The organism is Microbacterium sp. ARD31 (assembly GCF_031844425.1).
In genome coordinates this window covers 1-24,558 of the sequence record NZ_JAUZVE010000001.1, presented here as the reverse complement: position 1 = coordinate 24,558, position 24,558 = coordinate 1, and the positions used below count along the sequence as shown (strand labels likewise).

General features: G+C 70.9%; 28 protein-coding genes and 1 tRNA gene. 9 read left to right on the top strand and 20 right to left on the bottom strand.

From position 1 onward, the window contains the following. Window positions 1-20: 20 nt before the first annotated feature. Genes Q9S36_RS00145 through Q9S36_RS00125 form a run of 5 tightly spaced genes read left to right on the top strand, consistent with a single transcriptional unit; the run spans window position 21 to window position 4,320 of the window. The gene (locus Q9S36_RS00145) at window positions 21-1,079 is read left to right on the top strand and encodes a type II glyceraldehyde-3-phosphate dehydrogenase (protein ID WP_033107657.1); all 1,059 of its coding nucleotides are present in this window, start codon (window positions 21-23) and stop codon (window positions 1,077-1,079) included. Next, on the top strand, window positions 1,069-1,353 hold the full coding sequence (locus tag Q9S36_RS00140; RefSeq protein WP_311283489.1) for a DUF2933 domain-containing protein: 285 nt from the start codon (window positions 1,069-1,071) through the stop codon (window positions 1,351-1,353). The genes Q9S36_RS00145 and Q9S36_RS00140 overlap by 11 nt, the downstream gene beginning before the upstream one ends. Further along, a complete protein-coding gene (locus tag Q9S36_RS00135) occupies window positions 1,350-2,369 on the top strand; it encodes a DMT family transporter (RefSeq protein ID WP_311283488.1) in 1,020 nt (339 codons plus the stop codon). The genes Q9S36_RS00140 and Q9S36_RS00135 overlap by 4 nt, the downstream gene beginning before the upstream one ends. Continuing rightward, window positions 2,366-3,889 (top strand): multicopper oxidase family protein, encoded by a 1,524-nt coding sequence (locus tag Q9S36_RS00130; protein WP_311283487.1) that lies wholly within the window; start codon window positions 2,366-2,368, stop codon window positions 3,887-3,889. Before Q9S36_RS00135 ends, Q9S36_RS00130 begins: the two co-directional genes overlap by 4 nt. Next, window positions 3,886-4,320: a hypothetical protein gene (locus Q9S36_RS00125; protein WP_311283486.1), complete on the top strand. Its 435-nt coding sequence runs from the start codon at window positions 3,886-3,888 to the stop codon at window positions 4,318-4,320. The genes Q9S36_RS00130 and Q9S36_RS00125 overlap by 4 nt, the downstream gene beginning before the upstream one ends. 170 nt (window positions 4,321-4,490) lie before the next feature. Here the strand turns inward: Q9S36_RS00125 and Q9S36_RS00120 are convergent, their stop codons facing one another. Together Q9S36_RS00120 and Q9S36_RS00115 are read right to left on the bottom strand one after the other, a co-directional pair. Beyond that, window positions 4,491-4,781: a transposase gene (locus Q9S36_RS00120; RefSeq protein ID WP_311283485.1), complete on the bottom strand. Its 291-nt coding sequence runs from the start codon at window positions 4,779-4,781 to the stop codon at window positions 4,491-4,493. 427 nt (window positions 4,782-5,208) lie between these two features. Further along, window positions 5,209-5,282, bottom strand: a tRNA-Pro gene (locus Q9S36_RS00115). 104 nt (window positions 5,283-5,386) lie between these two features. Between Q9S36_RS00115 and Q9S36_RS00110 the strand changes: the two genes are divergently transcribed. Genes Q9S36_RS00110 through Q9S36_RS00100 form a run of 3 tightly spaced genes read left to right on the top strand, consistent with a single transcriptional unit; the run spans window position 5,387 to window position 6,861 of the window. After that, window positions 5,387-5,965 (top strand): GNAT family N-acetyltransferase, encoded by a 579-nt coding sequence (locus Q9S36_RS00110; RefSeq protein WP_311283484.1) that lies wholly within the window; start codon window positions 5,387-5,389, stop codon window positions 5,963-5,965. After that, on the top strand, window positions 5,962-6,465 hold the full coding sequence (locus Q9S36_RS00105) for an O-acetyl-ADP-ribose deacetylase (RefSeq protein WP_311283483.1): 504 nt from the start codon (window positions 5,962-5,964) through the stop codon (window positions 6,463-6,465). Before Q9S36_RS00110 ends, Q9S36_RS00105 begins: the two co-directional genes overlap by 4 nt. Before the next feature lie 39 nt (window positions 6,466-6,504). Next, on the top strand, window positions 6,505-6,861 hold the full coding sequence (locus Q9S36_RS00100; RefSeq protein WP_064002377.1) for an RNA-binding S4 domain-containing protein: 357 nt from the start codon (window positions 6,505-6,507) through the stop codon (window positions 6,859-6,861). Here the strand turns inward: Q9S36_RS00100 and Q9S36_RS00095 are convergent. The 18 genes from Q9S36_RS00095 to Q9S36_RS00010 form a co-directional block, all read right to left on the bottom strand. After that, window positions 6,847-7,245: a DUF2809 domain-containing protein gene (locus Q9S36_RS00095; protein WP_311283482.1), complete on the bottom strand. Its 399-nt coding sequence runs from the start codon at window positions 7,243-7,245 to the stop codon at window positions 6,847-6,849. The two genes, Q9S36_RS00100 and Q9S36_RS00095, sit on opposite strands and share 15 nt — an antisense overlap. Then, window positions 7,242-8,147, bottom strand: a complete 906-nt coding sequence (locus Q9S36_RS00090; protein ID WP_311283481.1) for an NUDIX hydrolase — start codon at window positions 8,145-8,147, stop codon at window positions 7,242-7,244. The genes Q9S36_RS00095 and Q9S36_RS00090 overlap by 4 nt, the downstream gene beginning before the upstream one ends. A 165-nt stretch (window positions 8,148-8,312) precedes the next feature. Continuing rightward, a complete protein-coding gene (gene der, locus Q9S36_RS00085; RefSeq protein WP_311283480.1) occupies window positions 8,313-9,836 on the bottom strand; it encodes a ribosome biogenesis GTPase Der in 1,524 nt (507 codons plus the stop codon). Beyond that, window positions 9,833-10,510, bottom strand: a complete 678-nt coding sequence (cmk, locus tag Q9S36_RS00080) for a (d)CMP kinase (protein ID WP_253034386.1) — start codon at window positions 10,508-10,510, stop codon at window positions 9,833-9,835. The genes der and cmk overlap by 4 nt, the downstream gene beginning before the upstream one ends. Beyond that, a complete protein-coding gene (locus Q9S36_RS00075) occupies window positions 10,503-11,618 on the bottom strand; it encodes a prephenate dehydrogenase (RefSeq protein WP_064002381.1) in 1,116 nt (371 codons plus the stop codon). The genes cmk and Q9S36_RS00075 overlap by 8 nt, the downstream gene beginning before the upstream one ends. After that, window positions 11,615-12,397 (bottom strand): pseudouridine synthase, encoded by a 783-nt coding sequence (locus Q9S36_RS00070; protein WP_217528247.1) that lies wholly within the window; start codon window positions 12,395-12,397, stop codon window positions 11,615-11,617. Before Q9S36_RS00070 ends, Q9S36_RS00075 begins: the two co-directional genes overlap by 4 nt. Then, entirely contained in the window at window positions 12,394-13,014 is a 621-nt protein-coding gene (scpB, locus tag Q9S36_RS00065; protein ID WP_253034387.1) for an SMC-Scp complex subunit ScpB, read from the bottom strand. Before scpB ends, Q9S36_RS00070 begins: the two co-directional genes overlap by 4 nt. Next, complete coding sequence (locus tag Q9S36_RS00060; RefSeq protein WP_253034388.1) at window positions 13,004-13,858, bottom strand: ScpA family protein; 855 nt, start codon at window positions 13,856-13,858, stop codon at window positions 13,004-13,006. The genes scpB and Q9S36_RS00060 overlap by 11 nt, the downstream gene beginning before the upstream one ends. Then, complete coding sequence (locus Q9S36_RS00055; protein ID WP_064002506.1) at window positions 13,842-14,675, bottom strand: ParA family protein; 834 nt, start codon at window positions 14,673-14,675, stop codon at window positions 13,842-13,844. The genes Q9S36_RS00060 and Q9S36_RS00055 overlap by 17 nt, the downstream gene beginning before the upstream one ends. Before the next feature lie 162 nt (window positions 14,676-14,837). Continuing rightward, window positions 14,838-15,761, bottom strand: a complete 924-nt coding sequence (gene xerD / locus Q9S36_RS00050; protein WP_253034389.1) for a site-specific tyrosine recombinase XerD — start codon at window positions 15,759-15,761, stop codon at window positions 14,838-14,840. Between the two features lie 6 nt (window positions 15,762-15,767). Then, window positions 15,768-16,418, bottom strand: a complete 651-nt coding sequence (locus Q9S36_RS00045; RefSeq protein ID WP_253034390.1) for an NUDIX hydrolase — start codon at window positions 16,416-16,418, stop codon at window positions 15,768-15,770. Window positions 16,419-16,421: 3 nt separating this feature from the next. Then, complete coding sequence (locus Q9S36_RS00040) at window positions 16,422-18,122, bottom strand: CTP synthase (protein ID WP_253034391.1); 1,701 nt, start codon at window positions 18,120-18,122, stop codon at window positions 16,422-16,424. 58 nt (window positions 18,123-18,180) lie between these two features. Then, window positions 18,181-19,875, bottom strand: coding sequence for a DNA repair protein RecN (gene recN / locus Q9S36_RS00035; RefSeq protein ID WP_253034392.1), 1,695 nt, complete (start codon window positions 19,873-19,875; stop codon window positions 18,181-18,183). Then, window positions 19,872-20,792, bottom strand: coding sequence for an NAD kinase (locus tag Q9S36_RS00030; RefSeq protein ID WP_253034393.1), 921 nt, complete (start codon window positions 20,790-20,792; stop codon window positions 19,872-19,874). The genes recN and Q9S36_RS00030 overlap by 4 nt, the downstream gene beginning before the upstream one ends. After that, complete coding sequence (locus Q9S36_RS00025) at window positions 20,789-21,595, bottom strand: TlyA family RNA methyltransferase (protein WP_311283479.1); 807 nt, start codon at window positions 21,593-21,595, stop codon at window positions 20,789-20,791. The genes Q9S36_RS00030 and Q9S36_RS00025 overlap by 4 nt, the downstream gene beginning before the upstream one ends. After that, complete coding sequence (locus Q9S36_RS00020; RefSeq protein WP_157532573.1) at window positions 21,592-21,756, bottom strand: hypothetical protein; 165 nt, start codon at window positions 21,754-21,756, stop codon at window positions 21,592-21,594. Before Q9S36_RS00020 ends, Q9S36_RS00025 begins: the two co-directional genes overlap by 4 nt. Before the next feature lie 45 nt (window positions 21,757-21,801). After that, window positions 21,802-22,833, bottom strand: a complete 1,032-nt coding sequence (locus Q9S36_RS00015) for an HAD-IIA family hydrolase (RefSeq protein ID WP_253034395.1) — start codon at window positions 22,831-22,833, stop codon at window positions 21,802-21,804. Further along, a complete protein-coding gene (locus tag Q9S36_RS00010) occupies window positions 22,833-23,582 on the bottom strand; it encodes a hypothetical protein (protein WP_311283478.1) in 750 nt (249 codons plus the stop codon). Before Q9S36_RS00010 ends, Q9S36_RS00015 begins: the two co-directional genes overlap by 1 nt. On the opposite strand from Q9S36_RS00010, the gene Q9S36_RS00005 reads away from it, so the two are divergent. Continuing rightward, a partial coding sequence (locus Q9S36_RS00005) for a hypothetical protein (RefSeq protein WP_311283477.1) occupies window positions 23,583-24,558 on the top strand: 976 nt, incomplete at its 3' end.

Sequence of the window (24,558 nt, the reverse complement as noted above, 5' to 3'; positions counted from 1 at the left end):
CTCATCAGAAAGGCACGCACATGAACACCATTCGAGTCGGCGTCAACGGCTACGGCGTCATCGGCAAGCGCGTCGCCGACGCGGTCCTGCTGCAGTCGGACATGGACCTGGTCGGCGTCGCGGACATCGCCACCGACTGGCGGATCAAGTCCGCAGCGAACCGCCTGCCCGTGTTCGCCTCCACCATCGAGGCGCAGCAGGCCATGCGGGGCGCCGACGTGCCCGCACAGGGAGTGCTCGACGACCTTCTCGCGCAGTGCGACGTCGTCGTCGACACCACCCCCAAGCATGTGGCAGCGGGAAACCTGGAGCGCTACCGCGCCCTCGGCGTCAAGGCAGTGCTCCAAGGCGGCGAGTCCCACTCCACCACCGGCCACTCCTTCGTCGCCCAAGCCAACTACGCCAGCGCCATCGGCAGGGACAGCACCCGGGTGGTCTCCTGCAACACCACCAGCATCGTGCGGATCCTCGGCGCGCTGGATGCGGCCGGACTCCTGCTGCGCGCCCGCGGGGTGCTCATCCGCCGCGCCACCGACCCGTGGGAATCGCACCTCGGCGGGATCATGAACACGATGGTCCCAGAACCGACCATCCCCTCTCATCAGGGCCCCGACGCACAGACCGTGCTCCCCGGACTCGATGTCGTCACCATCGCCGCCAAAGGCGCCCACACGCAGACCCACAGCCACTACTGGACGCTGCAACTGACCCGGGAGGCGACCCGCGACGAGGTGCTGGACGCCCTGCGCGCCGCGCCCCGCATCGCGTTCATCCGGATGTCCGACGGCCTGGTCGCCCTCAACTCCACCGTCGAGCTGATGCGCGATCTCGGCCGCCCCCGGGGAGACATGTGGGAGGTCGCCGTGTGGGAGGACCTGGTCACCGTGAACGGCAGCGAGGCCTACCTCGCCTACCAGGTCTACAACGAGGCCATCGTCGTGCCCGAGACGATCGACGCGATCCGCGCGCTGACGGGCACCGTCCCCGACGCCGCGACCTCGATCCGCCTCACCGACGAGAGCCTCGGCATGCGCCAGGACTTCCTCACACCGGCGGAGGAGCCCGACCATGACCGGTGACCACCAACCGCCCGCCGACCATCCCGGCGAAGGCGACCCGCGGCGACGGATGCCTGTGACGGCGTGGCTGATCATCGGGATCTCCGTGCTCGGGATCGCGATCGACCTGTTCATCGACCACCTTCCCCACGTCGTCGCAGTGCTGCCCTACGTCGCGATCATCGGCATGGCCGCCATGCACCTGTTCGGCCACCGCCACCACACCGGCGCCCACGACTCGAATCATCGACGCCACGGGGGCGACAGCGGGACCGACACGCGAGAGTCGTCGTGAACACCGTCGTCCGCCCCCTCGCGGACGCCAGCCGGCACGGGCACCCCCGACCGCTGCGGATGCTGTGGGTCACGCTCGCCTGGGGGTCGTGCTTCGTCGCGATCACCGTCGGCCTGCAAGACGCCCCGCCGCTGTGGCTCGCCGCACTGAGAGCCCTCATCGCCGGGGTCGCGCTCGCAACCGTCGCCGGCATCCAGCGGGCACCTCTTCCCCGCGACCCGAAGACATGGGCACTGATCGGCTGCCTCGGACTGGTGAACATCGCCCTGGCATTCGCGACGATGTTCGTCGCCGCGACCGGACTGTCGACCGGGATCGCCTCGGTGCTCGCCAACGCGCAGCCAATCCTGATCCTGCTGCCCGCGTGGTGGCTCTACCGCGAGCGTCCCACCCCCGCCGCGATCGCCGCGATCGGCCTGGGCTTCACCGGCCTACTCATCATCGTCCTTCCCTCCGGGCTCGGCACCGGAGCGTGGCTCTCACTGACCTCCGCCGCCGCGATCACCGCCGGCACCCTTATCGGCCGGATCGTGCACGCAGACGTCCGAGTCGTGGCGGCAGCTCAGCTGCTCATCGGAGGTGCGATCCTCGCCGACACCGCAGCCGTCACAGAAGGGCCGCCCACGATCGACTGGAACATCCGGTTCATCCTCACCCTGCTGTTCCTATCACTGGTCGGCACCGCCGCCACCACGGTCGCCTGGTTCACCGAGATCGGACGTGCCCGGCTCGACCTCCTCGCCGCGTGGACGCTGCTCGTGCCGGTCTTCGGGATCCTGCTGTCGCTGCTGATCCTGCGCGAGGACCCGGGCCTGTGGGGCTGGATCGGGACCGTGATCGTGCTGATCGCAATGGCGTTGCTCGCCATCGGATCCAGGCGCTCAGAGCCCTCGGCCGTCACGGCAACCGGCAATCGTGCCCCACCAGCCTCCGCCGATCATGCGACGTCCGACCCGGACGGCCTCCCTGACGAAAACCACGGCCCGCGCTCCCGGCCGGAAAGGAAACAACGATGAACCCGTCGCCCGCCCCACGCCCCCGCTTCCTCCTAACTCGGCGAGGGTTCCTCGGCGTCAGCATTGGCGCCGTCGCGACGGTCGCGCTGGCATCCTGCGCGCCGGCGGCGAACTGGGTGCAGCCCGACGGCGCCCAGGTCCAAGGCGCCGAGCGGCGCCGCGGCGGCACCGGGAAGGTCACCACCGCGACCCTCACCGCCGCCCCGACCGTGCTGGACCTAGCCGGGGCGACCGCGCCGACCTGGGCGTTCGGGTCTGTTCCGGCGCCCGTGATCCGTCTCGGCGCCGGAGACACTCTGAAGGCCACCGTCCGGAACCAGCTCGAGGCGGACACCTCCGTGCACTGGCACGGGCTCGCGCTGCGCAACGACATGGACGGCGTCCCGCCGGTCACCCAGCAGCCCATCAAGGCCGGGGCCAGTTTCGACTACGAGTTCATCGCGCCCGATCCCGGCACCTACTGGTTCCACCCCCACGTCGGGGTGCAGCTGGACCGTGGCCTGTACGGGGCGCTGATCGTCGAGGACCCCGCCGAGCCCGGCGGGTACGAGGACGAGTGGGTCATCATCCTCGACGACTGGCTCGACGGCGTCACCGCCACCCCCGACGACGTCCTTGACGAGCTGTCCGCCGGGATGGGCGACATGGGCGGGATGGGCGACATGTTCATGCGGATGGGGAACACCCTCATGGGCGCCACCTCCGACCTGCTCGGCGGCGACGCCGGCGACGTCTACTATCCCCTCTACCTCGTCAACGGGAAGCCCCCCGCCGACCCGACCCAGTTCACCGGGCGGGCCGGCGAGAAGGTGCGGCTGCGGATCATCAACGTCGGCAGCGACACCGCGTTCCGCCTCGCCATCGGCGGTCACACGCTCACCATCACCCATACCGACGGATTCCCCGTGGAACCGGTCGAAGTCGACAGCATCCTCATCGGCATGGGCGAACGCTACGACGCGATCATTACCCTGGATGACGGCGCGTTCCCCCTCATCGCTCAGGCCGAGGGCAAACGCGATCGCGGTTTCGCCGTCATCCGCACCGGCAGCGCCGCGGCAGCACCGACGGCCGATGTGAGCATCCCGGAGCTCACTAGCAGCCGGATCGGGACCGCGCAGCTGCTGACGTCAGATAGCAGCGTTGCGCTGTCCTCACGGCAGCCTGATCGGACCGTGGCGATCACTCTCACCGGAGGTATGGCCGAATACGACTGGGGCATCGACGGGCGACGGTTCGATATGAATCAGCCCCTCGACGGCGCGCACGAGATCCGCGAAGGCGAACGAGTCCGGTTCACGATCACTAATGACACCGAGATGTGGCACCCATTCCATCTACATGGTCACACCTACCAGCATGAAGGTGGCGGCCCGCGGAAAGACACGTCGATCATCCTGCCCAAGCAGACCCTCACCGTCGACTTCGACGCTGACAACCCAGGTCTCTGGGTCGCCCACTGCCACAACATCTACCACGCCGAAACCGGCATGACCACTGTCATCGGCTATCGGGCGTGACCACGGCGCAACCTTCCGGAGGCCACGGAACTGGTCGTGTCGATGAACGCGTGACGGCGCCATTGATCGGACGGGATGCGGTCCCACCCCTGCGGGATCGTGACGATACCGGCCGCGGCTACGTTATTGGCCGGCCGGCCGGTCCGCCGTCGTCGGCGGTGGAGAGCGTGCGCGCCGAACGCATCCACCGCGCCGTGTTTGGGCACGCCAAGATCGTCCACGTCCTCGAGGGCGCCGCACACATTGAGACAGCCACAGGCATTCACGAGTTGACACCGGGCTACGCGATGGCTCTCGGGGCCGGCATGTGGTGCTCAGTGCGCTTAGACCCGACTGTGCGGCTATGGACGCTCTACTTCGACAAGTCCTTCCTCCGCTCCCACATGCGATGGGTGCTCGCCGACACCACGCGCGCGGCGCGGGGGCGGTGAAGTTCCGTATCTCCGGGACGAGCAGGTCGTCCTTCAGCTGCCGCGCCGAGGCGGGCGGGTCTTCGCGGTCCGATAGCCGCGGGAGGTAAGGAACCCTCGCACCACGTCCCTGAGGACACGGCAGATGAGCTCGACCCCGAACTGAGCCCGGTGCATGTCGATGAACCGGATCATCTCCTCGAGGGGCGGTCGAGCTCCTTCGCGAAAAACACGCTCGCAGCCCGCAGGATCTCGTTCGCCTTCCGCCGCTCCGCGTTCTCACGCTTGAGTCGCGCGTTCTCCTCCGCGACATCGGTCGGGACGCCGGGACGCTTCCCCGCGTCGACTTCGCGCCGGCGATGCCACACTCTGAGCGTCTCCGGGCTCATGCCGAGCATCCCGGCCACGTGCCGCACGGCGGCCATCAGGTTTGGATGCGAGGGCACTGTCTCCTCCACCATCCGCAACGCCTTCTCCCGCATCTCGGGCGAGCATCTCTGATTCATCGGTTCCATCCTTGCTTGGAGAACGGAACGAAACCCAGGGCGATTCACACCTCCGGAAACGGGGACCTCACCATCCCTCGCCCAGGCAGAACGCACCCGCCTCAAGTGACCACGTCAGATTCCTCAGTCTCCGAAGTCGCGTCAACGCGCATGCGAACCTGAAACCGAGCCTGCTCGCATCACCCGCCGAAGAGATACCGGCACCCCCAAGCTCAACGAACGATGTGGCGCGCCCGAAAACGGGCGCGCCACGTCGCATTTGAGCGTTCCGGTTCACCACGCGTTCTCCAGAATGACAGCAAAGCGAAACGCGGCACGAAAAAGGAGATGGGCGCTGGCGCGAAGCCAGTGCCCATCTCCTTTTTCGACTGTTCTGCAATCAGTTTTGCCAACAGCCCACCGGTCGGGATGACAGGATTTGAACCTGCGACCCCTTGACCCCCAGTCAAGTGCGCTACCAAGCTGCGCCACATCCCGGTCCGTTGCCCTCGCGGACAACTCCCCTATCCTAGCCGGTCCGCAGCCCCGCCGCGAACCGCCACGGGGTTCCGCGTGTCCGAGCACGGGACTACTCTGCCCGGATGACGCACATCACGATCGAACCGGCGCGGGCCGATCGCTTCGCCGACGCCGAGCACGCCCTCACGGGCGGCGGCGACGGAGCGGATTGCTGGTGCCAGTGGTGGATGCTCGCGCCTAAGGACTTCGACACCACCTCGCACGCGGAGCGGCGCGAACGACTGCGGATGGACCTCACCGCCGCGGTCCCCTCGGCCCTCATCGCCTACGTCGACGGCGAGGCGGCCGGATGGGTCAAGGTCGCTCCTCGCCCTGACCAGCCGCGACTCGCGCGCACACGCAACGTCCAGCAGTCCCGCGAGCCCATGAACGACCCATCGGTCTGGGCGATCACCTGCTTCGTCGTCCGCACAGAGCACCGCTCGAAGGGAATCGCGTCGAAACTGCTCGACGCCGCCGTCGAGCATGCTCGAGCACATGGCGCCCGCGTCGTCGAGGGCTACCCGCTCGACACGGAGATCAAGCGGTTCTCGAGCAACGCGTTCTATCACGGGACGCTCTCCGCATTCCTCGGCGCGGGCTTCACCGAGACCGCTCGCCCCGGCGCCGCTCGGCCGATCGTGGCGAAGGCCCTCACGTGACGCGGGTCACCCTCGCCCGAGGCGACATCACGCGCCAGCATGTCGACGCCGTCGTCAACGCCGCCAACCGGGCGATGCGCGGCGGGGGCGGCGTCGACGGTGCCATCCACCGTGCGGGCGGACCCAGTATTCTCGCCGACTGCATCGCACGTTTCCCTCACGGCCTCGCCACGGGGGATGCCGGGTGGACGACGGCCGGCGACCTGCCCGCCCGCTGGGTGATCCATGTCGTCGGCCCGAACCACACCGCCGGCGAACGCGACCGCTCCCTCCTGACGTCCTGCTATCGACGGGCGCTTGAGGTCGCCGACGACCTCGGGGCGACGACCGTCGCCTTCCCGCTCATCAGTGCCGGGATCTACGGCTGGCCCCTCGACGACGCCGTCGACGCCGCTGTCTCGACCCTGCAGGACACGCCGTCGCAGGTCGCCGAGGCACGCATCGTCGCCTACGACCAGGCCATGTTCGGCCGCGTCGAACGGCGGCTCGCGGCATCCTGACCCGCCTACGATGGATCCCGCGACCGGGAGGGGGATGACATGGCGGATGCCGTCCGTGTGGACTCCTGGCTGTGGGCCGTCCGCGTCTACAAGACCCGCTCCGCGGCGACGACCGCCTGTCGCGCCGGACACGTCCGCGTCAACGGCGAGAAGGCGAAAGCGGCACAGCAGGTGCGTCCCGGCGATGAGCTGCGCGTGCGGATCGCCGGCTTCGACCGCATCCTCGTCGTGCGCCAGACGATCACCAAGCGCGTCGGCGCTCCGCTCGCCGCCGTCGCCGCCGAGGACCGCACCCCCGAGCGCGAACCCGTCGCCCAGATCGCCGTCCGCGACCGCGGCGCCGGCCGCCCCACCAAGCGCGAGCGTCGCGACATCGAGCGGCTACGCGGCCGCTGACCCCGCGCGGCGACGGGAGAGCGTGCGGCGGGCGACGGCATCCGCTCCGCCGAGGACGATCGCGGTCACCGCGTAGACCGCCAGGTCCCTCGGGTCGAAGGACGTGCCGAGCGCGAGGACGATCGGCGGGAACTCCGCCGCCCACCGGAGCGGCAGTCCCGTCAGCTGGAAGAGTTCGACGGCGACGCTCCAGACGAGCACGACACCAGCGGTCGCCCAGGACGGCCACCGCGGGACGAGCAGCACCAGCCCGCCCCAGATCGCGACCACGTAGAGGGCGTCGCCCGCGATGTCGGATGCCGCGCCGTCCGGCGCCGCCAGATGCACGACGAGTCCCGACACGACGGCGACGACGGCGACGCCGAGCCCGATCAGCCGTCTCACGACGGCAGCTGCCCGCGCAGCCAGGAGACGGAGTGCACGGTCCCGCCGACGCCGGTCACCCGCTCCGCGAGACCGCGATCGCTCGTCACCACGACCGCTCGCTCGCCGCGTGACACGGCCTCCGCTGTGCACTCGACGATCCGATCGTCGCCGGAGCCCGGCGCCCGGACCACCTCGACACGGCCGTGGCCGTCGGGCGCGGATCGCGCCGCCCCCTCGAGGACGGCGACCACGCGCGGGAACCACCGGTCCCCGCCGAGCCCGATCTCGGCCGCGGCCACACCGTCGTCCGCGACGCGCTCGAGGCCGGCGATGAGGCGCCCCGCGGCGCCGGCACGGTCGCGCCACCACCCGTCGGGCGTCGATCCGACGACGTTCGCCGCATCGACGATCAGCGCGACCCGGGTCGACAGCGCGGCGCGCAGCTCGGGCCAGGATCCCGCGAACCCCGGATGCAGCGGCATGTCGTCCACGCGGTCGACCGCCACCCACTCCAGGGCGTAGCTCTCGGGGTCCGCGATGACCGGCTCGAACGGGCGCACGACCACCGCGACGAGGGTCGTGTACGACCAGACACCACGATCGAGGACACTCGTGAAGAGGGGGCGCAGGGCGTCGCCGGGCACGCCGGCCTCTTCCTGCGACTCGCGGATCGCGGCATCCGTCGCGCTCTCACCCTCGTGGCGTGCTCCCCCGGGAATCCCCCACGTCCCGCCGAAGTGGCTCCACGACACCCGGTGCTGCAGCAGGATGCCGCGCTCCGGGTCGTGTGCGAGCAGTCCCGCCGCTCCGAATCGGCCCCAGTACTTCTCCCCACTGTCGGCGATCACCCACGCGTCGCCGGGATCGCGCGGCCCGAGCGGGCGACGCGGCTCACCGGGATCGGGCGGGCGGATGGTCACCCGACCAGCCTCTCACGCAGCGCGCCGCGCGGCGCGGCATCCGTCACCGGCCGACGCACGCAGACGAGGAGATGACGGTTTCCGAGGACCGATCCGGACGGATGCCTCCTCGGGACGCGTCATCTCCTCGCGAAGCGACGCCAAGCGACCGTGAAGCGACGGCGCTCAGCGCTGGCGACGCTCGCGCACCCGCATGTTCGTGACGATCGGGGTGCCCTCGAAACCGAAGATCTCGCGCAGGCGTCGCTGGATGAACCGGCGGTAGCCCGGGTCGAGGAACCCGGTCGTGAACAGCACGAATGTCGGCGGACGGGTCGAGGCCTGCGTCCCGAACAGGATGCGGGGCTGCTTGCCGCCGCGCAGCGGGTGCGGGTGCTCGGCGATGAGTTCGGCGAGGAACGCGTTGAACTTGCCGGTCGGGATGCGCTGATCCCACGACTCGAGCGCGGTCTCGAGGGCCGGGACCAGCTTGTCGAGGTGGCGGCCGGTGCGCGCCGACAGGTTGACGCGCGGCGCCCACGTGACGTGTGCGAGGTCCTGCTCGATCTCGCGCTCGAGGTACCGGCGACGGTCGGCGTTGTCCATGTCGTCGTCGTTCAGGCGGTCCCACTTGTTGAAGGCGAGGACGAGCGCGCGGCCGGACTCGAGCACCAGGTCGATGATATTGAGGTCCTGCACGCTGATCGACTCGGTCACGTCGAGAACGACGACGGCGACCTCGGCCTTCTCGAGCGCCGCGCTCGTGCGCAGCGACGCGTAGAAGTCGGCGCCCTGCTGCAGGTGCACGCGACGACGGATGCCGGCGGTGTCGACGAGGCGCCACAGCTTGCCGCCGAGCTCCACGACCTCGTCGACGGGGTCGCGGGTGGTGCCGGCGAGATCGTTGACGACGACGCGCTCCTCCCCCGAGGCTTTGTTCAGCAGCGAGGACTTGCCGACGTTCGGGCGGCCGAGGATCGCGACCCGGCGCGGTCCGCCGAGCTCGTTCTTCGCAACGGCCGAGATCTCGGGGAGCACCTTCATGACCTCGTCGAGGAGGTCCGCGACGCCGCGGCCGTGGATGGCCGAGACGGGGTGCGGCTCACCGAGGCCGAGGTTCCAGAGCGCTGCAGCCTCGGGCTCCTGGCGGGCGTCGTCGATCTTGTTGGCCACGAGGAAGACCGGCTTGTCGGTCTTGCGGAGCAGCCGGACGACCTGCTCGTCGGTCGCGGTCGCGCCCACCATGGCGTCGACGACGAACATCACGACGTCGCACAGCTCGATCGCGACCTCGGCCTGCGCGGCGACGGAACGATCGATGCCCTTCGCATCGGGCTCCCACCCGCCGGTGTCGACGAGGGTGAACCGGCGGTCCATCCACTCGGCCTTGTAGCTGACGCGGTCGCGGGTGACACCCGGCGTGTCCTCGACGACGGCCTCGCGGCGGCCGAGGATGCGGTTCACGAGCGCCGACTTGCCGACGTTCGGCCGCCCGACGATCGCGACCACCGGCAGCGCCGGCAGCATCTCGACGACCTCGCCGCCGGCGGTGAAACCGGCGAGCAGGTCGTCGTCCTCCTCGTCGAGGTCGTAGTCGGCCAGCGACGCGCGCAGGGCTGCGGCTCGCTGCTCGGCGAGTTCCTCGTCGAGGCCCGCGAGCTTCTCCTCGATCTGGTCGGGGCCGCCTTCGTATTCGTCTTCGGCGCTCATCGTGAGCCTTCCGTTCCCGACCGCACGACGGCCAGGACGGCGTCGACGGTCTGTGCGAAGTCCAGGTCGGTCGAGTCGACGACCGTCACGCCGGGGGCGGCGGTGAGGAAGTCGACGACCTGGGAGTCGGATGCGTCACGCTTGTGCAGCGCGGCGGCGACAGCCGCGGCATCCTCTGTGGTCAGTTCGGCGCTGCGCCGCGCGGCGCGCACCTCGGGGGCGGCGGTCAGCAGGATCCGCACCGGGGCGTCCGGGGCGACGACCGTCGTGATGTCGCGGCCCTCGACGATGACGCCGGGGCGGCCGGACTCGGCCACGAGCCGCCGGAACAGGACGTTGACCTGCTCGCGGATGACCGGCACCCGCGCGACACCGCTGACGGCGGAGCTGACGCGCGGTTCGCGGATCGCCTCGGTCACCGAGGCCTGCCCCACGCGCACCCAGTAATCATCCGGGTCGAGCGAGATCGCGTAGTCGAAGTCGCCGGCGGCGTCCACGACGGCCGCGGCGTCCGACGTGTCGGCGCCGTGCTCGAGGACATGCCACGCGAGCGCGCGGTAGGCCGCCCCCGTGTCGAGGTAGCCGTAGCCGAGCCGCCGCGCGGCTTCCTTCGACACGCTGGACTTGCCGCTGCCGGCGGGTCCGTCGATGGCGATCGTGATCGGGTCAGTCATTGAGGCTCGCAATCTTCCACCCGCGCGCCGCGAGTCCGTCGGTGGCGACGGTCACGGCGGACGGGACGACACTGATCTCGCCGAGGCCGAACTGGGCGCCGGGCGAGTGCTCGAGACGGAAGTCCTCGACGTTGACGTCGAGTTCGCCGAGGTCGCCGAACAGGCGCCCCAACTGGCCGGGGGTGTCGTCGACCATGACGACGACCGTCTCGAAACGGCGGTTCTGACCGTGCTTGCCGGGGAGCCGCTCGACGCCTTCGTTGCCGCGACGGATCGTGTCGGCGACCGCGCGGCGCGCGCCGGGCGCATCGGGGTCGCGGAGCGCACGGGCGACTCCGGCCAGGTCGGCGGCGAGGGCGTCGAGCACCTCGACGACGGGGTCGGCGTTCGCGCCGAGGATCTGCACCCACAATTCGGGGGCGGATGCCGCGATACGGGTGGTGTCGCGCACTCCCTGCCCGGCCAGGCGCAGCGAGGCGTCCTCGGCCCCGACGAACCGGCCGGCGAGGAGGGATGCCACGAGCTGCGGCACGTGCGAGACGAGGGCGACCGAGCGGTCGTGCTCCTCGGGGGTCATCTCGATGAGGCTGGCACCGAGGTCGAGGGCGAGCCCCTCCACGACGGCAAGGTCGCGCGCGGAGGTCTCCTCGTCGCGGCAGATGACCCACGGGCGACCGAAGAAGATGTCGGCGCGAGCGGCGATCGCGCCGCCCCGTTCGCGTCCGGCCATCGGGTGGGAGCCGATGTAGCGCGAGAGGTCGACACCGCGCTCCCGGAGCGTCAGCAGCGGTTCGAGCTTGACGCTCGCGACATCGGTGACGACCGCGTCGGGGAAGGCGCCGAGCTCGCGCTCGATGACGTCGGCCGTCACATCGGGCGGCACCGCCACGACGACGAGATCCGGACGGTCGTCGTCGCGCGCCAGCCGGCCGGCGCCGTAATCGACGGCGAGGCGCAGCTGGGCGGGCGAGGCGTCCGCGAGGACGACGTCGACGCCGAGGGCTCGCAGCGCGTGCCCGATACTCGAGCCCAGCAGGCCCGCACCGACGATGCGGACGAGACCGCTCGTGCGGACCGCGCGGGCGCGCGCGTCGATGGCGTCGGTCACAACTGCTCCTGAGTGGGATCCCCGGGCGGGGTGTCCGCCTGGCGCGCGAGAGTCAACAGCGCACCACGCTCCACTGTAGTCAACTCGCGTGCCCGTCCCGCTGGGAGCGTGCCCAGGTGCAACGGACCGAACTGGCGGCGGACGAGCTCCTGCACCGGGTGGCCGACCGCGGCCATCATGCGGCGGACGATGCGGTTGCGCCCCGAGTGCAGGGTCAGCTCGACGAGGCTCGTGTCGCCGCTCGCGTCGAGCAGCCGGGCCTTGTCGGCGGCGATCGGGCCGTCCTCCAGATCGATCCCCTTCGTCAGCTGCGCGATCGTCTGCGGCAGCACGCGGCCGGTGACCTTCGCGATGTAGACCTTCGTGACGCCGAAGGAGGGGTGCGCGAGGACGTGGGCGAGCTCGCCGTCGTTGGTGAGGACGAGCAGGCCGCTCGTCTCGGCATCCAACCGCCCCACGTTGTAGAGGCGCTCGGGCCAGTCCTTCGTGAAGCGCCGGAGGTCGGGGCGACCCTGGTCGTCCTTCATGGAGGAGACGACACCGGTCGGCTTGTTGAGGATGACGTAGCGCTTGCTCGTGTCGAGCTGTACCGCGGTCCCGTCGACGTCGACCAGGTCGTGCGCGGGGTCGATGCGCGAGCCCAGTTCGGTCACGACGACGCCGTTGACCCGCACCCGGCCCTCGACGATGTACTGCTCGCAGACGCGCCGCGAGGCGACGCCCGCGCCAGCGAGCACCTTCTGCAGCCGGACCCGGTTCTCGTCGGACTGGTCGTTCATCGGATGGTCTCTCCTTCGAATCCCGCGGAGCCGTCGTCCAGCAGCGGGGAGATGGGGGGCAGCTCGTCGAGGGAGTTGATCCCCAGGTGTCCGAGCAGCGCGTCGGTGGTGCGGTAGTTGATGGCGCCCGTCTCGGGGTCGGTGAACGCCTCGGTGATGAGGCCGCGCGCGAGGAGCGTCCGGACGACGGAGTCGACGTTCACCGCGCGGATCGAGGCGACCTGGCTGCGCGACACGGGCTGCTTGTAGGCGATGACGGCGAGGGTCTCGAGCGCGGCCTGCGACAGCCGCGACGGCGCCTGACCGTTGACGAACTCGGCGACCAGGTCGTCGTGCTCCTCGCGGACGTAGAAGCGCCAGCCCCCGCCGACCTCGCGCAGCTCGAAGCCGCGGCGCGGCCCCGACCGTCCGCCGTCGTAGTCGGCGACGAGCTCCTCGATCGCTCGGCGGACCGCGGCGACGGGCGCACCGACGGCCGCCGCAAGCGAGACGAGGCTCTGCGGCTCGTCGATGATCATGAGGATCGCCTCGAGACGCCGCGCGATGTCGGCGGGCTCCTGCGAACGGGGCGGCGCCTCGGCCTCGGCGGCGTCGACGCCGGCGGTGTCATCGGTCATAGTCGGCTCCCAGGGTGGCGAGGTTCTCTTCGGACCACCGCTCGGCGGTCCAGCGCAGGGTCAGCTCCCCCAGCGGCTCGAGCTGCTCGAACGAGAGCGCGGCGTGGCGGTAGAGCTCGAGGACGGCGATGAAGCGCGCGACGACGACACCGGTCTGCGTCACCCCGGCGACGAGGTCGCGGAAGTTGAGCTGGCCCGCGTCGCGCAGAAGCGTCACCACGACGGCGGCCTGCTCGCGGATCGACACGAGTGGCGCGTGCAGGTGGTCGAGGCCGACGTGCGGGATCTCCTTCGGCGCGAAGGCGAGCATGGCGATGGCGGCGAAGTCCTCGGGCGAGAGCGTCCAGACGAGTTCGGGAACCGCCCGGCGGTGCTTCTCGTCGAGGCGCACGGCACGCGTGTGACGTTTGCCCTCGCGCTCGAGGCAGCGCGCGAACCACGCCGACACCTCCTTGAATGCGCGGTACTGCAGCAGACGCGCGAACAGCAGGTCGCGCGCCTCGAGGAGAGCGACCGATTCGGCATCCACCAGTTCGCCCTGCGGCAGCAGCCCCGCAACCTTCATGTCGAGCAGCGTCGCCGCGACGACGAGGAACTCGGATGCCTGGTCGAGCTCGGCGTCGTCGTCGAGGCCCTTCAGGTAGGAGATGAACTCGTCGGTCACTTTGCTGAGCGAGACCTCGGTGATGTCGAGCTCGTGCTTCGAGATCAGGGTCAGCAGCAGGTCGAAGGGACCGTCGAAGTTGCCGAGGGAGACGCGGAACCGGTCGCCGCCGGTCTCGGTCGTGTCCGCCTCGGAAGGCGCGGCGTCGGCGTCCGGGACGTCCTCAGGCGACGGCGCCACGGGCGACCAGCTCCCGCGCGAGGCGCAGGTACGCCTGGGCGGCGGAGTGCTCGGGAGCGAACTTCGTGATCGGCACACCGGCGACCGAGGCGTCGGGGAACTTCACTGTGCGGCCGATCACCGTCTCGAGCACGTCGTCGCCGAACGCATCGACGACCCGCTCGAGGACCTCGCGCGAGTGCAGCGTGCGAGGGTCGTACATCGTGGCGAGCACGCCGTCGAGCTGGATGGCGGGGTTCAGCCGGTCACGCACCTTGTCGATGGTCTCGATGAGCAGTGCGACGCCGCGGAGCGCGAAGAACTCGCACTCGAGCGGGATGAGGACGCCGTGGCTCGCGGTCAGGGCGTTGACCGTCAGCAGCCCGAGCGAAGGCTGGCAGTCGATGAGGATGACGTCGTAATCCCCCGCGACCTTGCGCAGGACGCGGGCGAGGATCGTCTCGCGGGCGACCTCGTTGACGAGGTGCACTTCGGCGGCCGACAGGTCGATGTTGGCGGGGAGGATGTCGAGGCCGTCGACGGACGTCGAGACGATGACCTCGTTCGGGTCGCGCTTCGGGTCGAGCAGCAGGTCGTAGATCGTCGCGGTCTCGTGCGTCTGCACGCCGAGCCCGGCCGACAGCGCGCCCTGCGGGTCGAAGTCGACCGCCAGCACGCGGCGACCGTACGACGCGAGACCGGCCGCCAGGTTGATGGTGGTCGTCGTCTTGCCGACGCCGCCCTTCTGGTTGCACAGCGAGATGATGCGCGCGGGCCCGTGGCCGTCGAGCTTCGGAGGGGTCGGGAAGCCGTGGTACGGACGTCCCGTCGGCCCCATCGGGGTGTCGGTCGCCGAACCCGCCGCCGTCGATGCGCCGGTGGCCTCCGCCGTGCTCCGCTTGCTCGCCACTGATCTCCTGCCTTCGCCGTGCTCACCCGAGTCTAGTCACCGCCGCGGCCCCGACGAGGGAGCGACTCCCCCGCAGTGCCCGCCCCGGGTTCAGCGGGCGCGCGGATGCGACGTGAGGTACACGTCGCGCAGCGCGTCCACCGTGACGTGGGTGTAGATCTGCGTCGTCGCGACGGAGGCGTGACCGAGCAGCTCCTGCACGACGCGGACGTCAGCCCCGCCCTGCAGCAGGTGGGTCGCGAACGAGTGGCGCAGCGTGTGCGGTGAGACGTGGGCCGTGATGTTCGCGCGTTCCGCCGCCTGCTGGATCACGAGCCACGCGCTCTGCCGCGACAGGGGCGCGCCGCGCGCGCCCAGGAACGCCCGCGGCGTCGCCCGGCCGCGTCGGGAGAGCTCGGGTCGAGCCCGGGTCAGGTACGCGTCGACCGAGGCCCGCGCGTAGGAGCCGACCGGCACGACCCGTTCCTTCGACCCCTTGCCGCGCACCCGCAGCACGTCACCGTGCCGGAGGTCGTCGACGTCGAGATCGACGATCTCCGACACCCGTGCGCCGGTCGCATACAGGAGTTCGAGCAGCGCCCGGTCGCGGAGCCCGATGAGCTCGCCCGGTGCGGCGTCCTCGGGCGCGGGGCCGGCGGCATCCAACAGCCGGATCACGTCGTCGACCGGCAGCGCCTTCGGCAGGCGCATCGGCGCCTTCGGGGGGCGCAGCCGGCTCGTCGGATCCTCCGTCGCGATCCCCTCGCGGGCGAGGAAACGATGGAAGCTGCGGACGGCGGACTGCAGACGGGCGAGCGAGGTGGAGGCCGGGGGCGGATCGGATGCCGCCCGCTCGGCCGCGAACCTCGTGACGAGCTCGGTCGTCACGCCGTCGGTGTCGACGACGTCATGACTCCCGAGCCAGTCGAGGTAACCCGCGAGGTCACGCCGGTAGGCGGCCACCGTGTGTGCGGACAGCCCCCGCTCGATCGTGATGTGCCGGAGGAACGCGTCGACGGCGCGCGCGAGCCTCACGGGGTCTCAGGCCTGCGGTCGATCCGCGCCCACGGGGCGCGAGCGTCCGGGCCAGGGGGCATCCGGCGCACCGAGCGTCGTCCAGTCGCGCGCGCGGCCGGCAGCGGCGGCGAGGGCGGCGACGACGAGCGACGGGTTCTGCAGCCGGCGCGCGAGGACCGCGTCCACGACCTCGTCAAGGGGCACCCACCGCACCTCGATGTCGGCTTCCTCCTCCGTGCGGGCGAACGCCTCGGGAGCGTCCGCGAGACCGCGGGCGAGGTAGATGCGGATCGCCTCGTCGCTCCCGCCGGGGCTCGTGAAGAAGTCGGACAGCACGTTCCACTGCTGAGCGGTGAGATCGGCCTCCTCGGCGAGCTCGCGCTTGGCCGCTTCGAGGGGGTCCTCCCCCGGCACGTCGAGGAGGCCCGCCGGGATCTCCCAGTCGCGGAAGCCGACGGGATGCCGGTACTGCCGGATCAGCAGCACACGGCCCTCCTCGTCGAGAGCCAGCACGGCGACCGCGCCGGTGTGGTCGACATACTCCCGCACGATCGTCCCGTCGCCGTAGGTGAACTCGTCGCGGCGCAGGTTCCAGACGCGGCCCTCATAGACCGTGTCGCTGCGGGTCACCGTGACGGCGACGGCGTCGTCCTGCAAGGCGGCGGCATCCGTCACGGGTCAGTCCTCGTTCTCGACGTCGAACAGCTCGCTCGCGCGGTGCCGCTCGAGAGCCGCGGCGATGAGGCCGCGGAACAGCGGGTTGGCCTCGGTCGGACGCGAGCGGAGCTCGGGGTGCGCCTGGGTCGCGATGTAGTACGGGTGCACGTCCCGCGGCAGCTCGACGTACTCGACGAGGTCGAGGTCGGGGTTGAGGCCCGAGAACCACAGGCCCGCATCCGCGATCTGCCGGCGATAGGCGTTGTTGACCTCGTAGCGGTGGCGGTGACGCTCAGTGGCGCGGTTCGAGCCGTACAGCTCGGCCGCGAGCGATCCTTCGGCCAGCGTGGCCTCGTACAGGCCGAGGCGCATGGTGCCGCCCATGTCGCCGCGGTCGAGGATGTCGACCTGCTCGGCCATCGTTGCGATGACCGGGTGCGGGGTCTCGGGGTCGAACTCGCTCGACGAGGCGCCCTCGATGCCGGCGACGTGGCGGGCGTACTCGATCACCATGCACTGCAGGCCGAGGCAGATGCCGAGCGTCGGCAGGCCCTGCTCGCGGGCGAACTTCAGGGCGCCCAGCTTGCCCTCGATGCCGCGGATGCCGAAGCCGCCGGGGATCACGATGCCGTCGACGGCCGACAGGGCCTTCGCGGCGCCTTCGGGCGTCTCGCACAGGTCGGACGGGATCCACACGATCTGGACCTTCGTCTCCTGCGCGAAGCCGCCGGCCTTGAGCGCCTCGGTGACCGAGAGGTAGGCGTCCGGCAGATCGATGTACTTGCCGACGAGCCCGACGGTGACCTCGTGCTTCGGGTTGTGGACGGCGTTCAGGACCTTGTTCCAGCGGGTCCAGTCGATGTCGCCCGCCTTCGCGCCGAGGCCGAGGCGACGGACGATGTAGGCGTCGAGGCCCTGATCGCTCAGCGTCGAGGGGATGTCGTAGATGCTCGGCAGGTCGACGGTGTTGATGACCGCGTCCTCGTCGACGTCGCACATGAGCGCGATCTTGCGCTTGTTGGACTCCGTCACCGGGCGGTCGCTGCGCAGGACTAGCGCATCGGGCTGGATGCCGATGGAGCGCAGCATCGCGACCGAGTGCTGCGTGGGCTTGGTCTTCTGCTCCCCCGAGGCGCCCATGAAGGGCACGAGCGAGACGTGCACGAAGAAGACGTTGTCGCGGCCGAGCTCGTGGCGGATCTGCCGCGCCGACTCGATGAACGGCTGCGACTCGATGTCACCGACGGTGCCGCCGACCTCGGTGATGATGACGTCGGGGCGGGGCTCTTCGCTCGCCTGCAGCCGCATCCGGCGCTTGATCTCGTCGGAGATGTGCGGGATGACCTGGACGGTGTCGCCGAGGTACTCGCCGCGGCGCTCCTTGGCGATGACCTCGGAGTAGATCTGACCGGTCGTGACGTTGGCCGCCTGGCTCAGCTCGATGTCGAGGAAGCGCTCGTAGTGGCCGATGTCGAGGTCGGTTTCGGCGCCGTCGTCGGTGACGAAGACCTCACCGTGCTGGAACGGGTTCATCGTCCCCGGGTCGACGTTCAGGTACGGGTCGAGCTTCTGCATGACGACGCGCAGGCCGCGAGCGGTGAGCAGATTGCCGAGGCTGGCGGCGGTCAGGCCCTTGCCGAGAGACGAAACGACACCACCCGTCACGAAGATGTGCTTGGTGATGTCGTTGTTTTTGCGTCCCGCGCCCGAAGAGTCCGTCACGGGCTTTCACTCTATCAGCCCCGTCGGGTGCCCCGCCCGGAGTGCGAGCGGGTGTCGCTCAGCGGGCGCGGCCGAGCGCGAGGAGTTCGCGCGCGTGGTCGAGCGCGACCTCCGAGTCGGCCATGCCCGAGAGCAGCCGCGCCATCTCGGCCGCCCGTTCCTCGCCCTCGAGCCGCCGCACGCTCGACGCGGTCACCGACCCGTCGTTGGCCTTGACGACCGAGAGGTGGTTGCCGGCGAACGCGGCGACCTGGGCGAGGTGGGTGACGGCGATCACCTGGCTCGTCTCCGCGAGCTTCGCGAGCCGCCGGCCGACCTCGATCGCCGCAGCGCCGCCGATGCCGGCATCCACCTCGTCGAAGACGAACGTCGGAACGGGGTCGGTCGCGGCGATGACGACCTCGATGGCCAGCATGACCCGGCTGAGTTCGCCGCCCGACGCGCCGCGCGCGACGGGGCGGGGCGACGCGCCCGGATGCGGCGCGAGCTGGATCGTGACGACGTCGCGACCGTGCGCGGCCTCGGGGCCGGGCTCGACGGCGACGGTCACGGTGGCGTCGGGCAGGGCGAGGTGACGGAGCTCGTCGGTGACCGCCTCCCCCAGACGGGATGCCGCCGCTCGCCGCGCGTCGGTCAGCTCCGTCGCGCGCGCGTCGAGCTCATCGCGCAGCCGGTCCCGTTCGGCCGTCAGCCGGTCGATGCGGTCGCCGTCGTCGTCGAGCTCGGCCAGGCGCGCAGAGCCGGAGGCGAGCAGTTCGAGAGCAGCCTCGAGCGAGCCGTGCACGCGGACGAGCCCGTTCATGGCCGCCCGGCGCTCCTCGACGGCCGCGAGTTCGTGGGGGCCGCCCTCGTCGAGGTCGGCGAGGTAGCCGCTCAGCTCACCCGCGACGTCGGCGACGCGGTAGCCGAGCTCCTCGATGACGGCGGCGTGAGCGCGCAGCGCCTCGTCGGACCCGGCCGCGCGCTCGAGCGCGCGACGCGCCTCGGCGAGCAGCCCCTGCACGTCGGGCAGATCGTCTTCGTTCGACAGCGCGGCGTGCGCCGTCGCCGCCGCCAGCCGCAGCTCCTCGGCGTTGGCGAGGCGCTCGGCGCGCTGCGCGAGCTCCGTGTCCTCACCGGGCTGGGGGTCGACCGCCTCGATGTCCGCGATCGCCGCGCGCAACTCCTCCGCCTCGTGGACGCGGGCGTCCTGTTCGGTCGTGAGGGTCTCGAGGTCAGCGGCGGCGGTGCGCCAGGCATCCCACACCGCGCGGTAGCGCCCCTGCGCCTCGGCGACCGGAGCGCCGCCGAACCGGTCGAGCGCCTCGCGCTGCGCCGCGGCCGACGTGAGCCGCAGCTGATCGGACTGACCGTGGACGACGACGAGCTGGTCTGCGAGGTCGGCGAGCACGCCGGCCGGAGCGGTGCGGCCGCCGACGGTCGCGCGGCTGCGGCCCTCGCTCGAGAGCGTGCGTCCGAGGTAGAGCTCGGCGCGGCCGTCCCCGAGGGGTTCGATGTCGCCCCCGGCATCCCGCACCCGTTCGACGACGGGCCCGTCCTCGGGCACGATCCACACGCCGTCGACCGCGGCTTGCTCGGCACCGGCGCGGACCGCGCCGGAATCGGCCCGCTGGCCGAGCAGCAGGCCGAGACCCGTGACGACCATCGTTTTGCCGGCGCCCGTCTCACCGGTGATCGCGGTGAAGCCGGGACCGATCGGCAGGGTCGCCCCCGCGATGACCCCGAGGTCGCGGAGGCGGATCTGCTCGATCACGGCGTCGCCTCCGTGGCACCCCGCCAGCCCGCGACGGGCAGCTGGAACTTGCGGACGAGCCGATCGGTGAAGACCGACGGATGCAGTCGCGCGAGGCGCACGGGTCGCGTGGACCGTCGCACCACGACCCGCGCTCCCGGCGGCAGGTCGTGCGAGCGGCGGCCGTCGCTCCACAGCACGGCGCGGCCCTGGTTGCGCTCGAGGACGTCGATCGACACGGAGGTCTCGGGTCCCAGCACGACCGGCCGCGCGAACAGCGCGTGCGCCGACAGCGGCACGAGGCACAGCGCCTGCACCGACGGCCAGACGACGGGTCCGCCGGCCGAGAAGTTGTACGCCGTCGAGCCCGTCGGAGTCGCGACGACGACGCCGTCGCAGCCGAACGACGACAGCGGACGACCGTCGATCTCGATCATCACCTCGAGCATCCGCTCCCGGGATGCCTTCTCCACCGTCGCCTCGTTGAGCGCCCAGGTCCGGTACACGACGGCGTCCTGCGCGTCGCGCACCTCGACCGACAGCGTCATCCGCTCGTGGATCTCGTAATCGCGCGCGAGCGCACGACCGATCGCCTCGTCGATGTCGTCCGCCTCGAGTTCGGCGAGGAAGCCGACGTGCCCCATGTTGACGCCCAGGATCGGGACGGATGCCGCGCGCACCAGCTCGGCCGCGCGCAGGATCGTGCCGTCGCCGCCCAGGACGATCGCGACCTCGATGTCGGTGACGTCGACGCCGCCCTCGCCGAGGATCGCCGTGTCGAGGTCGCCGAGGACCACCGCGAGTTCCGGATCGTCGCCGGGGAGGACAGGCTGCAGACCGGCCTCGTGCACGGCGGCGACGACGCGCCGCGCCCCCTCGACGGTGTTCTCCCGCAGCGCGTGCGCCACCACGAGGATGTTGCGCGTCGCGTCGGTCATGCGGCTCCCGCCAGTCGGTTCACGGTGTCCAACCATTGTGTCGGATTCGCGTCGTCGGTCGTCCCGGGACGCAGGTGGATGAGGAACTCCCGATTGCCGTGGGTGCCCGCGATCGGCGACGCGATGACGCCGTGCGTGCCGAGGCCGGCGTCCCACGCCGACCAGAGGACGGTCGCGACGGCATCTGCTCGGCGCCCGGCATCCGTCACCAGTCCTTCCCGCACGCCCGTGCGGCCGACCTCGAACTGGGGCTTCACGAGCAGGACGAGATCGGCGTCCGCCGCGCAGACCGCCGCCGCAGCCGGCAGGACGTGAGTGAGGGAGATGAACGAGAGGTCGCCCGTGACGAGCGAGGGGACGTCGGCGGCGCCGGCCGCCTCGGCAAGCGACGCGGCGGTCATGTGCCGGACGTTGAACCCCTCGACCGCGACGACCTCGGGAAGGGCGGCGATGTCGGCGGCGAGCTGTCCGTGCCCGACGTCGACGGCCAGCACGCGGACGGCGCCCCGCTCGACGAGCACCTGCGTGAATCCGCCCGTCGACGCTCCCATGTCGAGCGCGACGCGGCCCCGCGGGTCGACCGCGAACGCGTCGAGCGCCGCGATCAGCTTGTGCGCGGCGCGACTGACGTAGTGATCGGATGCCGCGACCTCGATCAGCTGATCGTCACCGACCTTCACCGACGACTTCACGACCGGCTGACCGTCGACGCTCACGAGTCCGGCGTCGATGAGCTGCGCCGCGTGCGTGCGCGAGCGTGCGAGTCCGCGGGCGGCGACGGCCGCGTCGAGACGGGTCGTCATGCGTGGGTGTCGCGCGGGCCCGACTCGAGGCGCTTGGCCAACTCGTCGTGCAGGAGCGCGTAGGCGGCGGCCCGTTCGGCGAGGGGCTGATCCTCGATGACCTCGAGCGTCGAGAGCAGGTCTTCGCGGCGGACCGGACCGTCAGCGGCATCCATCGACATGCGTCCCACCCTACGCGGCGCGACGGCTGCCGCGGGCGGGCGCGCTCAGCGGCGGTGGAACGGGTCGGCGTAGAGCTGTTCGGGCACCCGGAAGCCGTAGATCGCGCGGCCGGTGTTCCAGATCGCCGCGGCACCGGCACGGACGAGATCGATCGGACGATCCCCCGCGGACAGGATGTGGATGTCCGGGCCGTCGATGCGGACCGACGCGCCGCCGACCGTCGTGACGTCGCCCTTGACGATCGTCTCGGGGTACGGCTCGTGCAGCTCCCGGAGGTCCCCCACGATGAACGTCGGTCGCGACACGGTCGGTGCGGCGAGCACGTGCTTCGGCCGATCGATGCCGGTCAGGACCAGCACGGAGTCGATCCCCGCCGCCTGCGCGCCGGCGATGTCGGTGTCGAGCCGGTCCCCGATGAAGAGCGGATGCCGCGCCCCGAATCGCGCGACGGCCTCGTCGAAGATCGGCCGTTCGGGCTTGCCGGCGACCGTCGCGAGCCGACCGACGGCGGTGTGGACGGCCGAGACCAGGGTTCCGTTGCCCGGGGCGATACCTCGGGCCTGCGGGATGGTCCAGTCCGTGTTGGTCGCGATCCACGGGATCCCGCCCTGGTCCTCGGGGAGGGCGAGCGCGTAGGCCGCTTCGGCGAGCTGAGCCCAGCCGACCTCCGGGGCGAATCCCTGCACGACGGCCGCGGGCCGGTCGTCGGCGCTGCGGGTGACGGTGAACCCGGCCTTCTCGAGTTCGTACACGAGACCGTCGCCGCCGACCACGAGAACAGTCGCGCCCTCCGGCACGCGGTCGCGCAGCAGCCGGACAGCCGCTTGGGGGCTCGTCACGACCTCGTGGGGCTGCGTCTCGAGACCGAGCCCGGTGAGGTGCCCGGCGACGACGCTGTCGCGTCGCGACGCGTTGTTGGTGATGTAGCCGAGGGGACGGTCCGCCCGGGCCCGCGTCAGACTCTCGACGGCGTGCGGAATCGCACCGTCACCGGCGTAGACGACGCCGTCGAGGTCGGCGAGGATCAGGTCGACGCCGTTGAGCGGCGTCGGACGAGAGCGCGAGAACAGCCCCATCAGGCGCGCTCCCCCGGGCCGTCCTCCTGACCGGATGCCACATCGCCGGCCGGCTCATCGGTCTCGGTCTCGTCGATTTCGGCCGGCCCATCGGTCTCGATCTCGTCGATCTCGTCGATCTCGATGGTCTCGGAGTCGGCGTCGATCTCGCCGAGAGCCGCGGCGGCGACGTCGGCCCGCTGCTGCCACTGGGCAGCTTCGTCGTCACGACCGAGCTCCTCGAGCACGGCTGCGCGTGCGGCGAAGAGGCCCGGGCTCCACGGGTAGGCGGTGTCGGGGTCGAGTTCGGGGATGTCCAACTCCTGCAGCGCCCGCTCGGGTTCACCGAGGTCGAGGCGCGCTCCGGACATTGCGATCGCGAGCTCGACGCGGACCTCGGTCGGCAGGCTTGCGCGATCGACCGCGCGTCCCACTTCGAGCGCGCGGTCCGGCCGACCGACGCCACGCTCGCTGTCGACCATGAGGGCGATCTGGTCGTCGCGACCCGAGATCCGTCGGAACGTCCGCAGCTCGCGGAGCGCGAGGGCGAAGTCGCCCACGGCGTAGGCCGTGATCGCGACGGTCTCGCGGACGACGGCGATGCGGCCGGCGCTTCGGGATGCCGCGAGGGCGTGCTCGTGTGCGAGCGCAGGATCCTCGTCGATCAGACGCGCGGCCATCGCGAGGTGCCGGGCGACCTGTTCGGCGTTGTCCTTGCTCAAGGTCTTCAGCTCGTTGCGCGCGGCACCGTTGAGGTCGCGGGCCGTCACGTGCTCGGGGACGACCGGTCCGGCGGGGACGTTCCGGCGGTCCGAACCCTGCGGCGGGCGCGAGGCGCGACGGTCGCCGTCACGCCCCTCGAAGGGGCGACGGTCGCCGTCACGGCGCGGGTACGAGGGTCGGTCTCCGTCGCGGCGCGGGTACGAGGGCCGCGCGCCGTCGCGCTTCGGGTACGAGGGACGGTCCCCTTCGCGGCGCGGGTACGACGGCAGGTCACCGTCACGCTTCTCGTACGGACGGCGCTCCCCGTCGCGCTTCGGGTACGAAGGCCGGTCACCATCACGGCGCGGATACGGCGGCCGGTCACCGTCGCGCTTCTCGTACGAACGACGCTCCCCATCACGCTTCGGGTACGAAGGCCGGTCACCTTCACGGCGCGGGTACGACGGCCGATCGCCGTCACGCTTCTCGAACGGACGACGCTCACCATCGCGCTTCGGGTACGAAGGCCGGTCACCTTCACGGCGCGGGTACGACGGCCGATCGCCGTCACGCTTCTCGAACGGACGACGCTCACCATCGCGCTTCGGGTACGAGGGCCGGTCACCTTCACGGCGCGGGTACGACGGCCGATCGCCGTCACGCTTCTCGTACGGACGACGCTCACCGTCACGCTTCGGATACGACGGACGATCTCCATCACGCTTCTCGTACGGACGACGCTCACCATCGCGCTGCGGGTACGAAGGACGGCCACCATCACGACGGGGGTACGACGGACGGCCCCCGTCCCGCTTCTCGTACGGACGACGCTCGCCGTCACGACGCTCGGGTGCGCGACGCTCGCGATCGGTGGGCTCCGACCGCCCGCGATCCCGCGGTCGCTCGTCTCGCGATCGCGAGGAAGCAGGCGTGAACTTCCGCTTACCGCCCGACCGTCCAGGGCGCTCTTCGTCCGTCATCTTCTCTGTCCTCCCACGTACGCGTTAACGAGAAATGGCCACCCAACTCTGGGTGGCCATTTCA

Excerpts from the sequence above, each read along its gene's own strand:
- Q9S36_RS00145 (WP_033107657.1), top strand. The coding sequence starts at position 21 with ATGAACACCATTCGAGTCGGCGTCAACGGCTACGGCGTCATCGGCAAG.
- Q9S36_RS00140 (WP_311283489.1), top strand. The coding sequence starts at position 1,069 with ATGACCGGTGACCACCAACCGCCCGCCGACCATCCCGGCGAAGGCGAC.
- Q9S36_RS00130 (WP_311283487.1), top strand. The coding sequence starts at position 2,366 with ATGAACCCGTCGCCCGCCCCACGCCCCCGCTTCCTCCTAACTCGGCGA.
- Q9S36_RS00120 (WP_311283485.1), bottom strand. The coding sequence starts at position 4,781 with ATGCGGGAGAAGGCGTTGCGGATGGTGGAGGAGACAGTGCCCTCGCAT.
- Q9S36_RS00110 (WP_311283484.1), top strand. The coding sequence starts at position 5,387 with ATGACGCACATCACGATCGAACCGGCGCGGGCCGATCGCTTCGCCGAC.
- Q9S36_RS00100 (WP_064002377.1), top strand. The coding sequence starts at position 6,505 with ATGGCGGATGCCGTCCGTGTGGACTCCTGGCTGTGGGCCGTCCGCGTC.
- der (WP_311283480.1), bottom strand. The coding sequence starts at position 9,836 with ATGAGCGCCGAAGACGAATACGAAGGCGGCCCCGACCAGATCGAGGAG.
- cmk (WP_253034386.1), bottom strand. The coding sequence starts at position 10,510 with ATGACTGACCCGATCACGATCGCCATCGACGGACCCGCCGGCAGCGGC.
- Q9S36_RS00070 (WP_217528247.1), bottom strand. The coding sequence starts at position 12,397 with ATGAACGACCAGTCCGACGAGAACCGGGTCCGGCTGCAGAAGGTGCTC.
- scpB (WP_253034387.1), bottom strand. The coding sequence starts at position 13,014 with ATGACCGATGACACCGCCGGCGTCGACGCCGCCGAGGCCGAGGCGCCG.
- Q9S36_RS00055 (WP_064002506.1), bottom strand. The coding sequence starts at position 14,675 with ATGGGGCCGACGGGACGTCCGTACCACGGCTTCCCGACCCCTCCGAAG.
- Q9S36_RS00030 (WP_253034393.1), bottom strand. The coding sequence starts at position 20,792 with ATGACCGACGCGACGCGCAACATCCTCGTGGTGGCGCACGCGCTGCGG.
- Q9S36_RS00025 (WP_311283479.1), bottom strand. The coding sequence starts at position 21,595 with ATGACGACCCGTCTCGACGCGGCCGTCGCCGCCCGCGGACTCGCACGC.
- Q9S36_RS00020 (WP_157532573.1), bottom strand. The coding sequence starts at position 21,756 with ATGTCGATGGATGCCGCTGACGGTCCGGTCCGCCGCGAAGACCTGCTC.
- Q9S36_RS00015 (WP_253034395.1), bottom strand. The coding sequence starts at position 22,833 with ATGGGGCTGTTCTCGCGCTCTCGTCCGACGCCGCTCAACGGCGTCGAC.